The following is a 13,450-nucleotide window of genomic DNA, read 5'->3' as shown; positions in this document are numbered from 1 at the left end:
AGCCTCCTTACTTAATCGTTGCGCTTCAGGAATGCCTCTACGTCTTCAAGCGATCGGGCATTCAGAACGTTTTTCGTTTCCGTCCATCCTTTGCGCGCGGCAGTAACGCCGGTTTTCATATCGTCTAACATTTCAATGTTATGGGCGTCGGTATTAATGACCAATGTAACCCCTTGTTCGTTTGCTTTGATTAAATGCTCTGTGCGCAGATCGAGACGCGCAGGGTTGGCGTTGAGTTCTAGCGCCGTATTTGTTTTCTTCGCAAGCTCAATCAGCTTGTCAATGTCGATTTCATATCCGGCTCGTCTGCCGATCAGGCGACCGGTCGGATGTGCGATAATGTCAACATGCTTGTTGGCCAGTGCCGTCTCAAGCCGTTTCATAATGACGTGTTCCGGCTGATTAAAGCTGGAATGAATCGATGCAATGACGATATCCATGTCTGCCAGCACGTCGTCATCATAATCAAGCGTGCCATCAGGCAGGATATCCATCTCGACGCCTTTCAAGATCCGGAAATTCTCGAATTCCGCATTGAGCGCGTCAATTTCTTTTGCCTGCTGCTTGAGTCTTTCTGCAGTCAGCCCGTTGGCGACCTTTAAATATTGCGAGTGATCGGTGATCGCCATATATTGATAGCCTTTATTCATGCATGCTTCAGCCATCTCTCTGATCGAAAACGCGCCATCGCTCCACGTGGAGTGCATGTGGAGATCTCCTTTGATGTGCCCGGGCTCTATCAATTCGATGCTGTCGCTGTAGGTTTCCACTTCTTGCCCGCTTTCGCGGAGCTCCGGCGGAATCAGCGGCAGTCCGAAATGCGCATAAAATTCACGTTCACTCGGGAATGTTTTGATGTCTCCGGTTTCAACTGTCTCGACGCCGTATTCACTGATTCGCTCGCCGCGTTCTTTGGCGATTTGGCGCATCTTAATATTGTGATCTTTTGATCCTGTAAAATGATGCAGAGTTGTCGGAAACTGCTCTTCCGTTACAAGACGGAAATCGACGCTTGTTTCATATTCAAAGGAAAGAATGACAGACACCTTCGTATCTCCGCTCGCGATGACGCTTTTGATGTTTGGCAGTGCAAGAAGCTGCTCTCTTACTTCAGCCGGGTGATCTGTGGCGATGATATAATCCAGATCCTTCACCGTTTCCCGGGCTCTGCGGAGACTACCGGCACGAGAAAACTTGATGATATCTGTAAATTGAGAAAGATGCTCCTCAATGTCCCGGGCGATCCGAAGGGCGTAGCCGATCGGGAACCGTTCAGGCTGTTTTCCGGCTTCACCGAGCGCCTGTAATATTTTTTCTTCTGATTTTTTGCCGAAGCCCGCAAGACCTTGTACCTTTTGCTGTTCACAGGCTTCTTTCAGGGATTCTGCATCATGTACGCCGAGCTCCTTATACAGCTTTGCGATTTTTTTGCCGCCGAGCCCCGGCAGCTTTAATAATGGCACGAGCCCTTCCGGCACTTCTTGCTGCAGCGCTTCGAGCGTACTTGACTTTCCTTCATCTATATACTCTTTTATGACGCTGTACGTTCCTTTTCCAATGCCGGACAACGACATGATATCGTCCATTTCTGATAAACTGCGGTCATCCTGTTCCAGGGCTGCCGCTGCTTTTCGGAAGGCGGATACTTTAAACGGGTTGTCCCCTTTCAGTTCCATATAGACTGCAATGGTTTCAAGCAGCCGGATAATATCTTTTTTATGCATTTCATAACCCCCCAGATGTTCACATATGTTTCCATCATACTTGAAAAAAACTTCTCCGGACAAGAGAAGTTTTTATGCTCCGTACTGTGTCCACAGCTCTTCTAAAAGCCCTGACAAATACGGTGTATGGTTAATGATCACATTTGCCAGAGACGATTGCCCCATCATTTGCTGTAAAGCATCTACCGGTAGCACGGATGCGACATACAGCAGCACAAATGTAAATAAATAGACTTCCAGAAAACCGAGCACGGCGCCCAGCACTTGGTTGATTTGTTTAATGACCGGAATGCCCGCTACAATACTCAAGAATGAGCCTATGATTCTCAGTAAAATTTTCGCGGTAATAAATAAAATGATAAACGCAATCGCATTATAATAGGCTGCTTCCAGATTTCCCGTAAAAAAAGAAAGAGCCGGCTGTCCCGCTGAGAAGTCGGGCGCGGGAATCCACTTTACATGGGGCGCCACATCTTTATAAAATAAAGCCGCAAAGGCGATCGATAAAATAAAGCTCGTCAGGCGGATAAACTGCAAAATAAAACCGCGTTTTAATCCCAGTAAAGTCCCCATCAGGAGCAAGATTAAGATGATGATATCCAGCATAGTTGTTCAATCCTTTTCTTTAAGCTGACGCTCCAGTTTCTCATATTTCTCTTGTAATTTGACATAATCGTGCACCACATTTACAGCTGTCAGCACTGCAAGTTTATTTATATCAAGGTATGGATTTTTTTCATTGATTTCTCTCATTTTATCATCAACAATTCCGGCGACATACCTCATATGGGCTTTGCTTTCTTCACCGATCATCGTGAAGTGCTGGCCGTAAATGTCAACGGTTGTTTTTGTTTTTTTGCCGTCAGACAACGTTTCTCCTCCATTCCGTGAGAATCCTAGTACTTATCATAACACGTTTATTAAATGAATGGAAAGACGAGCCTCCCGCTGTTATGATACACTGGTAGATACAGCGAAAAGTGTAAAAAAAGGAGATTATTACGTGTCCCATTCTGTGATAAAAGTATCGTTGTCTGCTATTGACCAAATGAAAACGACATACAGCGGTTCGCTTACTGCTTCTGTTCCGCAGGGAGCTGTTTTTCAGGCGAAACCGCCAGGCTGTACCATTACAGCATACCAATCCGGCAAGGTCTTGTTTCAAGGCAAAAACGCAGCGGCAGAATCCGCACGCTGGGGAACAGCAGTGCCGCAGGAAAAGAAGAAAACGTCCAAAAAGCCGGCCGACCCCCGCTACGCCCCTCCGGCAAATATCGCCGGAATGTCTATTATCGGCTCTGACGAGGTCGGAACCGGAGATTACTTTGGCCCGATGACGGTTGTATGCGCGTACGTCGACAAAACCATGATTCCTTTAATGAAAGAACTCGGTGTGAAGGACTCTAAAGACTTAAAAGACCCGCAAATCATCGAGATTGCCCGAAATCTGATCAAAACCATTCCGTACAGCCTGCTGGTCTTAAAAAATGAAAAGTACAACAGCATGCAGGAAAAAGGCATGAGCCAAGGGAAAATGAAAGCATTGCTTCACAATCAAGCCATCACCCATTTGTTGAAAAAAATGGACGGGGTAAAGCCTGAAGCCATTTTGATTGACCAATTCGCTGAGCCTGGCGTCTACTTCAATCATTTAAAGGGCAGAGACATTGTGAAGGAGCGGACCTATTTCAGCACGAAGGCTGAAGGCATTCACTTGTCAGTCGCCGCCGCTTCCATCATTGCGAGATATTCGTTTTTAATGGAAATGGATAAACTGTCGCGTGAGGCAGGAATGACACTTCCGAAAGGGGCAGGCCCGCACGTGGATGAAGCGGCCGCCAAGCTGATCCTTACAAAAGGGGCCTCCGCTCTCAGAACCTTTACAAAACTCCATTTTGCCAATACGCAAAAAGCGCAGCGCCTTGCTGATAGAAAACGTTCATAGAAAAAGCTTGCAGATTTCTCTGCAAGCTTATTTCTTAACCTCTCAAAACAGCCTGATACGTGTCTTCCAGCGCTTTCAGCACTTTGCTGTGGGCCTTTGTCACTTCTTCTTCAGTCAGTGTTTGTTCAGGGTTGACATATTGAAGGGAGAAAGCGACTGACTTTTTGCCTTCCTCCATATGCTCGCCTTCGTATACGTCAAAGACGGATACGTCTTTCAGAAGCTTGCCGCCAGCCTCTTTAATCACGCTCTCGAGTTGGCCGCTTGTGACGGATTTATCTGTGACAAGCGCGATATCACGTGTCACAGACGGATATTTTGGAATCGCCGTGTAAACAAGCGGCGCTGTATCCGCTGCGAGCAACGCATGAAGATCAAGCTCAAACACGTATGTCTCTTTGATATCCAGTTCTTTTTCCAATGAAGGATGGACTTGGCCGATGAAGCCGATAAGAGAACCATTTAATAGAATGTTCGCTGTTCTGCCCGGGTGCAGCTGTTTGCGTTCAGATTGAACAAATTCAATGCTGTCAAGGACATTCAATTTGTCTAACAACCCTTCCACAATGCCCTTGGCGACAAAGAAATCAACTGGTTTTTTCTCGCCCTGCCACAGCTGCTTGCGCCATAATCCGGTAACTGCTCCTGCCACACGTTCTGTTTCAACAGGTTTTGTATCCTCTTCTTTTGTCAGGAAAACGGAGCCGACTTCGTACAGTGCGACTGAGTCCGTCTGTCTCGCCAAGTTGTAAGAAACGGAGTCAAGCAGATTCGGAACAAGACTGTGTCTGAGAATGCTTCTTTCTTCACTCATTGGAAGTGCAAGCACAGTGTTCAGTGATTTTTCAATTGCAAACGCTGCTGCTTTTCTCTCGTTTGTCAATGAGTAAGTGATCGCTTGTGACAAGCCTGCGCCTTCAAGAAAACGTCTGACTTTACGGCGTTTTGCCTGATATGGCGTTAATCCGCCTGTTGTTCCCGCTGTCTCAGGAAGCGTTGACGGAATGTTATCGTAGCCGTACAGTCTTGCGGCTTCTTCAATTAAATCCTCTTCGATTGTAATGTCACCGCGGCGTGATGGAACTGTCACAACGAGAAGTTCATTCGCTTCACCGACAGTAAAACCTAGACGATTGTATATGCTGATCAGTTCTTCTTTGCTGATTGTCATGCCGAGGACGCTGCTCACTTTGTCAGCAGAAACATGAATGTTATTCGCTTCGATTGTCAGGTGATCTTCTTCAACCGTTCCAGCGAGCACTTCACCGCCGGCATACAGATGGATTAGCTGTGCAGCCCGTTCTGCCGCAAGACGTACGCGCGCCGGATCGATGCCTTTTTCAAATCTGACGCTTGATTCACTTCTCAGACCAAGATCTTTGGAAGCCTTGCGAACCGTCTGTCCGTTGAAGTACGCAGCCTCAAGCAAAATCGTTTTCGTATCTTCCTGAACCTCTGACTCTGCTCCTCCCATGACACCGGCAACGGCTTGCGCTTTCGTTCCGTTCGTAATGACAAGGTGATCGGCAGACAGCTTACGTTCTTGATCATCAAGGGTTACGATCGTTTCATTTTCAGCTGCTTTTCTAACTACAACTTCCTTGGAGCCGAATCTGTCATAATCAAAGGCGTGAAGCGGCTGTCCGTATTCCAGCAGGACAAAGTTTGTGATGTCAACGACATTGTTGTGCGGGCGAATGCCTGCATTCATCAGCTTCGTCTGCATCCAAAGCGGTGACGAAGCAATCGTGACGTTTTTAATGATTTTTGCAGTGTATAGCGGGTTCGCTTCTTGATCTTCGACTTTGACAGCGATGTAATCAGACGCTTGCTCTGATGCTGCCGCATAATCAGTTTGCGGAAGTTTTACCTCTGTATCTAAAATTGCCGCAACCTCGTAAGCAACACCAAGCATGTTCATGGCATCCGCGCGGTTTGGCGTTAAACCAAGCTCAAGGATCGCATCATCGAGCTGCAACGCCGCTAAGGCATCGTTTCCTGTTTCAGCGTCATTCGGGAATACGAAAATGCCTTCCGCATACTCCTGGGCCACTAGTTTGCTTTCAATGCCAAGCTCCTGCAAAGAACAAATCATGCCGTTTGATTCTTCACCGCGAAGCTTTGCTTTTTTGATCTTGAAATTGCCCGGCAGCACCGCTCCGACTGTTGCAACTGCGACTTTTTGTCCTTTATCCACATTCGGCGCGCCGCAAATGATTTGTACAGGTGCTTCCGCTCCGATATCCACAAGGCACTTATTCAGCTTATCAGCATTCGGATGCTGCTCGCGCTCCAGCACATGGCCGATGACAACGCCTTTGACGCCCTCTCCTTTGTATTCAATTCCTTCAACCTCTATGCCGGCTCTTGTAATTTTTTCAGCAAGAACCGCCGGGTCCATGCCTTTTAAATCAACATAATCCTCTAACCATTTATAAGAAACAAACATCCTAGCATCCTCCTCTTACGCCTGTTTAAACTGCGAAATAAATCTGACATCGTTTGTATAGAAGTGGCGGATATCATCAATGCCGTATTTCAGCATCGCGATACGCTCAACGCCCATTCCGAATGCGAAGCCCTGATATTCCACCGGATCAAAGCCTGCCATTTTCAGCACGTTCGGGTGAACCATGCCGGCGCCGAGGATTTCGATCCAGCCTGTTCCTTTACATACTGAGCAGCCATGTCCTCCGCACTTAAAGCATGTCACGTCCACTTCTACTGAAGGCTCAGTAAACGGGAAGAAGCTTGGACGGAGCCTGATTTCGCGATCTTGCCCGAACATTTTTTTCGCAACAAGCTCAAGCGTTCCTTTTAAATCACTCATGCTGATGTTTTTGTCAACGACAAGCCCTTCAATTTGCATAAATTGGTGAGAGTGCGTCGCATCATCATTATCGCGGCGGTATACTTTACCCGGACAAATAATTTTAACCGGCCCTTTGCCTTCATGCTTTTCCATTGTCCGTGTTTGCACAGGAGACGTTTGCGTTCTCATCAGAGTCTCCTCTGTAATGTAAAAGCTGTCCTGCATATCGCGCGCAGGGTGTTCTTTCGGCAGGTTGAGCGATTCGAAGTTGTAGTAATCCGTTTCAACCTCAGGCCCTTCCTCTACTGTGTAGCCCATACCGATAAATAAATCTTCAATTTCTTCAATGACAACAGTGAGCGGATGGCGGCCGCCGACTGCGACAGGGTTGCCTGGCAGCGTGACGTCGATTGTCTGTCCCGCAAGCTTCTGCTTCATTTCCTCTTCTTCAAGCTTCTCGTTCTTGACAGCAATCGCATTGGCGATACGCTCCCTTACTTCGTTCGCGAGCGCACCCATTTTCGGACGTTCCTCAGCAGAAAGTTTGCCCATTCCGCGCAGCACTTCTGTAATCGGCCCTTTTTTTCCGAGATATTGCACCCGAATATCATTGACAACCTTTAATGAGCTTGCCGCTTCTACTTGTTCTAAAGCTTCTTGTTCCAGCTGTTTTAGCTTTTCTTCCATTTTGCATCCTCCTTTTATGTAAACAAACCGTCATATGTCTTTGGAAAACAAAAAAACCCGTCCCTAGTGCAAGGGACGAGTTGTGGCCGCGGTACCACCCTTATTTGAGACAGACTGATGCTGTCGTCAGCTTCATTGACATAACGGAATCAGATTCCGGTTCACCTTTACGCGCAGTATGCGCGGTCCCGGTGACAACTCAAGAGGTGAAGCCCATTCCCGGCTGCGTTAAAAATGCTCTCAGTCAGCGGCATTTTCTCCCTGGAAAACAGCTAATCAGAAATGAGGTCCTCTGTCACGGTTTTTCAAATATTATGTTCTATTATAGAGAAATCCTTCGCTTGGCGCAACACTATCCTCGCAAGTGATACACGAGGATGGCAGCCGCAATCGCAACGTTCAGTGATTCAGCCTGTCCGTAAAGCGGCACGTACAGGTTCAGATCTGTTTTCTCCAACAGGGCGGCATCCACCCCTGCCCCTTCATTTCCTACAATGAGCGCGAAGGATTCAGACTGATGTATTTCCCGGTAAGGCGCCCCGTTTTGCAACGCCGTGCCGTACACTTTTACGCCCTCTGCCTTCAATTCATCCACATATGTATGCAGGTTTTTTCTCACCACAGGGATATGAAAGTGAGATCCTTGCGCGGATCGCAGCGTTTTTCCGTTATAAGCGTCCGTCGTGCCGTCACCAAGCACAACCGCATCTAAACCAGCCGCATCAGCCGTCCGAATCATCGTGCCGAGGTTTCCCGGATCTTGAACAGCGTCAATCAGCAGCACCCGCCGAGGCGACGCCAGTTTTTCTTCAGGCATATGGCACACAGCGGCGATTTGCTGCGGCGTTTCGGTTTCAGTAACAGCTGAAAATGCATCTTCACTCAGCACGTAGCACTGGATGCTCACATCAAGAGCTGACGGAATTTTCGTTTCATCCTTTACAAGGATTTCTTTTACCGTGCCCTCGCTCTTCAGCGCCTCTTCAACAAGATGTTCTCCTTCTATGAGGAATGTATTCGTTTTTGTTCGTTCTTTTTTTGTATGAAGCTTTTTCCAATCCTTCACTTTTTGGTTTTTTGCCGATTCTATTTGTTTCACTGTCTGTGTGGCTCTCCTTTTTTTAACATGATGTTATTATATCGCAAGAACAGCACATAATAAACCAGGTGCAGGGTTAGAATATACGTATTACATTTTAGAAAAAAAGGAGCGTTTCACATGGATCTTAATTTACGTCATGCCGTCATTGCCAATGTTACCGGCAATAATCAGGATCAGCTTGAGCATACGATTGTGGATGCCATTCAAAGCGGTGAAGAAAAAATGCTTCCGGGGCTCGGCGTTTTATTCGAAGTCCTTTGGCAGCACGCATCCGAAAGTGAGAAAAATGAAATGCTAAAAACACTTGAAGGCGGATTAAAACCCGCCGAATAAGACATGAAACCGGGTGACAGCGCCCGGTTTTTTTCTTATAGAAAATGATGTTTTTACAGCCGTTATCAACAGTAAAAAATCATTGCTGAAGAACTTTTATTTGATTTATCCTTTTTACTAAAAAATACAATCTTTTGAATGAGGAAAATAAAGCTACATAAGAAATAGGCGGAAGGGTTCAAACTGAAAAAAATGGCGGCGAAACTTTTGTCTGTTAGTCTTTACCAGTTTTTCTGAAGTGCCTGCGATAAGGCAAGCAAAAATTGAACTTGAAACAAAGATTTACTGGGCGCATCGCCCATACGAAGTCAGTGAACAAAAAAGGCGGAAAACGAAGTACAAGCCTTATGTTTCAAATCGCTTTATGGCGCCAATATAAAACTGGACCGAGATATAGACAACAAAATGGCATATGTACGCTGATATATCCAAAAAAGATCCCTGTTAAAGGGTCTTTTTTGGATATATCAGGAAATTTATGAAAACAAAAGACTGCTGAAACATAATCTTAACAAAGCAAACCTATAATTTGGCAAGAGATAGGAAATATAAGGGGAGTGGATGATGTGTCAGCTTTATTAAAAAAATTGATGTTCTCTTCATTGATCGGGATTTCCATCGGATCAGCCCTGTTTGCACCGAACGCGAAGGCATCAGAACCGGCGGCCAAGCCTAAAAAAGTCGATATCATTGCTCACAGGGGCGCTTCAGGATATGCGCCGGAAAACACGATGGCTGCCTTTGAAAAGGCGCTTCAGATGAAAGCAGATTATATAGAGCTTGATGTTCAAATGTCCAAGGATGGGGAGCTTGTCATCATCCATGATACGACCGTAAACCGTACAACAGACATTAACTCAAAGCTGCCGGTTGCCGTAAAGAACTTGACGCTTGCCGAGCTGCGCAAGCTCGATGCAGGCAGCTTCTTCGCTCCGCAGTTCGCCGGGGAACGCATTCCGACATTTGAAGAAGTGCTTGACCGGTATAAAGGGAAGATCGGACTGCTGATCGAATTGAAAGAGCCTTCACGCTATCCGGGAATCGAAGAAAAAGTATCAGCAGCATTGAAAGAGCGGAGAATGGATAAGCCTAATAACGGAAAAATCATTGTGCAATCGTTTGATTTTAATTCTGTTTACAAAATTCATCAGCTGCTTCCATCGATGCCGACAGGTGTTCTAACGTCAAAAGCGGCGGACTTAACAGATGCAAAACTCAAGGAATTTTCCGGCTATGCCAAATATGTGAACACCAACTTAAAAAATGTGACCACTGATCCTACACTTGTGCCGAGGATTCATGCGCTCGGCATGAAAATTACCCCTTGGACCGTCCGCTCCCGTGATGAAGTGTCTCCGCTTTTAAAAGCTGGCGTAGACGGAATTGTGACAGACTTTCCAGATTATGTTCCGAAAAAATACGTTAGAAACTAAAAATAAAGCCTGCAGTTCCCTCTTTAGGCTTCAGATTGTTGACAAAATCCTAAAACGGTTTTCGTTTTAGGATTTTGTCATCTTTTTTCAGCGTGATTGAAAACCCTTGAAGTCTAGGAAGGACGAGCATTGGAGCACAGCGAATGTAGCAATTCGTGAGCACCATCGCGCAGGACTGACAACGAATGCGAGGGTTTGTCGACATGCTGAAATCCTGCAGTTCCCTCTGCAGACTTTTCATTCATCAATAAAACTGAGCTAATAGCTGCGAACGGCAGCTTAACAGTTATCACTCCGTCGTCTAATGGCTTGAGGGCTCTGCGGCGCTAGAATGGACTCTAACCTGAATGGCAGGCATTGATAACCGCAGTTCCGCTCGGATACATGTTCAGCCACTTCCCTGAAAAGCCGACGGTTATTACGCTCTTAATAATATTGGCGATATAAACGGATATGTCTTTGAAACAAACAGCAAAAGACATGCTTATATTGCGTTACCATCGCCGCCGTCTAGGCTGTCACGATAAATGGCACTCTATTTTAGAACAAGATACAAAATTAGAGTGTTTTCGTTTCATTTTTTGTATGTTACTCTATGGAAGCTTTTCTATTATTCTTTTACAATAGAATGAAAGCGCTTTTTTTGAAAGGGGTCGGGGAAAATGATCACAAAAGATGTAAAGGAACAGCTTATCCGAATCGTTGGACCGGAAAACTTTGATGACTCCACCGCCGGCTGTCTCGTCTATTCATATGATGCGGCACCGCAGTTTCAGTCTATGCCTGACGCCGTGATTGCACCGAGGAGTACAGATGAGGTATCTCGAATTGTAACCATTTGCAATGAACATCGAGTTCCGATCGTTCCTAGAGGATCTGGGACAAATTTATGCGGCGGCACGTGCCCGACTGAAGGCGGACTTGTACTTCTCTTTAAGCATATGAACAGGATTCTTGAAATTGATGAAGAAAATTTGACCGCGACAGTCCAGCCTGGCGTTATTACATTGGATATGATCCGTGCGGTTGAAAGCAAGGGTTTATTTTATCCGCCTGATCCGAGCTCCATGAAAATATCAACCATGGGCGGAAACATCAATGAAAATTCCGGCGGGCTCCGCGGATTAAAATACGGCGTCACCCGCGACTATGTCATTGGACTGGAAGTTGTACTCGCTAATGGAGACATCATCCGCACCGGCGGAAAACTCGCAAAGGATGTGGCCGGATACGATCTCACACGCCTTTTTGTCGGCTCAGAAGGAACGCTCGGCATCGTGACAGAAGCAATCGTCAAACTTGTTCCAAAGCCGGAAACAAAGAAGACGCTGCTTGCCCTTTATGAACATATAGACGCCGCTGCTCAAACCGTATCAAACATCATTGCCGCAAAAATCATCCCCGCCACGCTGGAATTTCTCGACCAGCCTACTCTTTTGGTGATTGAGGATTATGCCAAAATCGGGCTTCCGACAAACGCAAAGGCCGTTTTGTTAATTGAGCAAGACGGACCGTTTGAAACCGTTGCAAGGGATATGAAAAAGATAGAAGCAATCTGCAAAAAAGGTGACGCCGTTTCCGTTCAGGCAGCTCAAACCGAGGAAGAAGCATTTGCCCTGACTGAAGCCCGGCGTTCTGCACTATCTGCCCTAGCCCGCCTCAAGCCGACGACCATTTTAGAGGACGCGACCGTTCCTCGCTCAGAGGTCGCCAATATGGTAAAAGCGATTAATGATATTGCCGCTAAATACGACCTTTCCATTTGCACCTTCGGCCACGCGGGAGACGGGAACCTCCATCCGACATGCACGACAGACATTAGAAATGAGGATGAGATGGAGCGTGTCGAACACGCTTTTGCCGAGATTTTTGAGAAAGCGATTGAACTTGGCGGCACGATAACCGGAGAGCACGGAGTCGGATCCATGAAAGCGCCTTACTTGGAAATGAAGCTGAAAAAAGAAGGCATTGCCGCGATGAAAGCAATAAAAGCGGCATTTGACCCCCGTAACATATTAAATCCAGACAAAGTGTTTGCCAAAGATGCCAGAAAACGTGTGGTGACGGAAAGATGACAACAGAAAAAGAAATGGAACAAATCCAAAATGAGTTCAAAGAGCGAATGGATGAAGGCGAGCTTTTGAATTGTATGCGCTGCGGCTTCTGCCTTCCTTCCTGCCCGACCTATATTGAATCGGGGTTTCAGGAAACTCACTCTCCGCGCGGGCGCATCGCCTTAATGAAAGCCGTAGTCGACGGTGTCATTGAACCGGATGAAGATGTCGAACGTTCGCTGTCACTTTGCCTCGGCTGCCGGGCCTGTGAACCTGTATGCCCGTCAGGTGTGAAATACGGACAGCTGCTTGAGGAAGCGAGAGATATTATCCACCAAAATAAAAAACACTCGCTCGGCACACGGGTCATGCGAAAGGCCGCTTTTCACGAGCTGTTCCCGCATCAAAACCGCATACGTTCAGCTGTCAGCCTTATCGGTTTGTATCAGCGGTCAGGGCTGCAAACCACTGTGCGTAAAACCGGGATGCTTCGCTTCCTGCCCGAGCATTTGCGGAAGATGGAAGCTGTTCTACCTGATGTTCCTAAAAGTAAAGACATGAAGCGTCGGCCGCGTTTACTCCCGTCAATTGGCCCCGTGAAAAAACGGGTCGCCTTTTTTTCAGGCTGCTTAATGGATACAATGTTTTTGCCGACTAACAATGCCACACTGAAGCTTTTGCAGCTTGCCGGCTGCGACATTGTCATCCCGCCTGAACAGGCTTGCTGCGGGGCACTGCATGGGCACAGCGGTGAAAAAAACGCGGGGAAAGAGCTCGCGAAACAAAATATCGCTGCTTTCGAAGCATTAGACGTCGATGCTGTTATCACAAACGCAGGGGGATGCGGGGCCTTTCTCACTGAATATGATCATTTGCTAAAGGATGACCCTGAGTGGGCGGAGCGGGCCGCTTCATTTGTTCAGAAGCTGAAAGACTTTTCGTCCGTTTTGATTGAACTCGATTTTCATCAAATGGAGCTTATCCTAGATACGCCGCAGGTCATTACCTATCAAGATTCATGCCATCTGAGAAATGTGATGCATACGTCGCTCGAGCCCCGCCAGCTTCTTCAAAGCATTAAGGGGGCCGAATTCAGAGAAATGGAGAAAGCGGACAGCTGCTGCGGATCAGCTGGAATTTATAACATCGTGGAAGCTGACATGTCTATGAAAATACTGGACAGTAAAATGGCTGCGGTTAAAGCAACCAAAGCGTTCGTCATTGTGACTGCAAATCCCGGTTGCCTGTTGCAGATGAAGCTTGGCATTGAGCGCGAAGGACTAAGCGGGAAAGTCAAAGCCGTTCATCTGGCTGATTTGCTGCTGGAAGCAGCTGGACAGAAAACATCATAAGAAAGCCC

General features: G+C 46.8%; 11 protein-coding genes and 2 pseudogenes. 6 read left to right on the top strand and 7 right to left on the bottom strand.

Annotation, left to right across the window (positions count from 1 at the left end; all coding sequences use genetic code 11):
• Positions 1–11 precede the first annotated feature (11 nt).
• From polX to zapA, 3 genes are all read right to left on the bottom strand, one after another.
• Complete coding sequence (gene polX, locus BV11031_RS03705; protein WP_010329737.1) at positions 12–1,724, bottom strand: DNA polymerase/3'-5' exonuclease PolX; 1,713 nt, start codon at positions 1,722–1,724, stop codon at positions 12–14.
• 72 nt (positions 1,725–1,796) lie between these two features.
• Positions 1,797–2,330 (bottom strand): CvpA family protein, encoded by a 534-nt coding sequence (locus BV11031_RS03700; RefSeq protein WP_010329736.1) that lies wholly within the window; start codon positions 2,328–2,330, stop codon positions 1,797–1,799.
• Positions 2,331–2,336: 6 nt separating this feature from the next.
• Positions 2,337–2,594: a cell division protein ZapA gene (gene zapA / locus BV11031_RS03695; protein ID WP_010329735.1), complete on the bottom strand. Its 258-nt coding sequence runs from the start codon at positions 2,592–2,594 to the stop codon at positions 2,337–2,339.
• 133 nt (positions 2,595–2,727) lie between these two features.
• Between zapA and rnhC the strand changes: the two genes are divergently transcribed.
• Entirely contained in the window at positions 2,728–3,669 is a 942-nt protein-coding gene (gene rnhC / locus BV11031_RS03690) for a ribonuclease HIII (protein WP_010329734.1), read from the top strand.
• A 34-nt stretch (positions 3,670–3,703) separates the two neighbouring features.
• On the opposite strand, the gene pheT is transcribed toward rnhC, so the two are convergent.
• On the bottom strand, positions 3,704–6,118 hold the full coding sequence (pheT, locus tag BV11031_RS03685) for a phenylalanine--tRNA ligase subunit beta (RefSeq protein ID WP_010329733.1): 2,415 nt from the start codon (positions 6,116–6,118) through the stop codon (positions 3,704–3,706).
• Between the two features lie 15 nt (positions 6,119–6,133).
• Entirely contained in the window at positions 6,134–7,168 is a 1,035-nt protein-coding gene (gene pheS, locus BV11031_RS03680; RefSeq protein WP_010329732.1) for a phenylalanine--tRNA ligase subunit alpha, read from the bottom strand.
• Positions 7,169–7,248: 80 nt separating this feature from the next.
• Here pheS and BV11031_RS03675 point away from each other — a divergent pair.
• Positions 7,249–7,452: pseudogene (locus tag BV11031_RS03675) on the top strand (hypothetical protein); the annotation flags it as partial.
• Between the two features lie 68 nt (positions 7,453–7,520).
• On the opposite strand, the gene BV11031_RS03670 reads toward BV11031_RS03675, so the two are convergent.
• On the bottom strand, positions 7,521–8,267 hold the full coding sequence (locus BV11031_RS03670) for a TrmH family RNA methyltransferase (protein ID WP_121643043.1): 747 nt from the start codon (positions 8,265–8,267) through the stop codon (positions 7,521–7,523).
• A 120-nt stretch (positions 8,268–8,387) separates the two neighbouring features.
• Between BV11031_RS03670 and sspI the strand changes: the two genes are divergently transcribed.
• Positions 8,388–8,603: a small acid-soluble spore protein SspI gene (sspI, locus tag BV11031_RS03665; protein WP_010329730.1), complete on the top strand. Its 216-nt coding sequence runs from the start codon at positions 8,388–8,390 to the stop codon at positions 8,601–8,603.
• 566 nt (positions 8,604–9,169) lie between these two features.
• On the top strand, positions 9,170–10,036 hold the full coding sequence (locus tag BV11031_RS03660; RefSeq protein ID WP_010329729.1) for a glycerophosphodiester phosphodiesterase: 867 nt from the start codon (positions 9,170–9,172) through the stop codon (positions 10,034–10,036).
• A 341-nt stretch (positions 10,037–10,377) separates the two neighbouring features.
• Here the strand turns inward: BV11031_RS03660 and BV11031_RS23340 are convergent.
• Positions 10,378–10,449, bottom strand: a pseudogene (locus tag BV11031_RS23340) (hypothetical protein); the annotation flags it as partial.
• A 249-nt stretch (positions 10,450–10,698) separates the two neighbouring features.
• Between BV11031_RS23340 and glcD the strand changes: the two are divergent.
• Together glcD and BV11031_RS03650 are read left to right on the top strand one after the other, a co-directional pair.
• Positions 10,699–12,111, top strand: a complete 1,413-nt coding sequence (glcD, locus tag BV11031_RS03655; protein ID WP_010329728.1) for a glycolate oxidase subunit GlcD — start codon at positions 10,699–10,701, stop codon at positions 12,109–12,111.
• Positions 12,108–13,442, top strand: coding sequence for a (Fe-S)-binding protein (locus tag BV11031_RS03650; RefSeq protein WP_010329727.1), 1,335 nt, complete (start codon positions 12,108–12,110; stop codon positions 13,440–13,442). The genes glcD and BV11031_RS03650 overlap by 4 nt, the downstream gene beginning before the upstream one ends.
• Positions 13,443–13,450: the final 8 nt, after the last annotated feature.

Source organism: Bacillus vallismortis (assembly GCF_004116955.1).
Classification (GTDB): domain Bacteria; phylum Bacillota; class Bacilli; order Bacillales; family Bacillaceae; genus Bacillus; species Bacillus vallismortis.
Note: the sequence above shows the minus strand (reverse complement) of the source record. Positions and strands in the feature narration are given on the sequence as shown.

Bases quoted from the DNA above. Each gene is read 5' to 3' on its own strand.
- polX (WP_010329737.1), bottom strand. From the start codon at position 1,724: ATGCATAAAAAAGATATTATCCGGCTGCTTGAAACCATTGCAGTCTAT.
- BV11031_RS03700 (WP_010329736.1), bottom strand. From the start codon at position 2,330: ATGCTGGATATCATCATCTTAATCTTGCTCCTGATGGGGACTTTACTG.
- pheT (WP_010329733.1), bottom strand. From the start codon at position 6,118: ATGTTTGTTTCTTATAAATGGTTAGAGGATTATGTTGATTTAAAAGGC.
- pheS (WP_010329732.1), bottom strand. From the start codon at position 7,168: ATGGAAGAAAAGCTAAAACAGCTGGAACAAGAAGCTTTAGAACAAGTA.
- sspI (WP_010329730.1), top strand. From the start codon at position 8,388: ATGGATCTTAATTTACGTCATGCCGTCATTGCCAATGTTACCGGCAAT.
- glcD (WP_010329728.1), top strand. From the start codon at position 10,699: ATGATCACAAAAGATGTAAAGGAACAGCTTATCCGAATCGTTGGACCG.
- BV11031_RS03650 (WP_010329727.1), top strand. From the start codon at position 12,108: ATGACAACAGAAAAAGAAATGGAACAAATCCAAAATGAGTTCAAAGAG.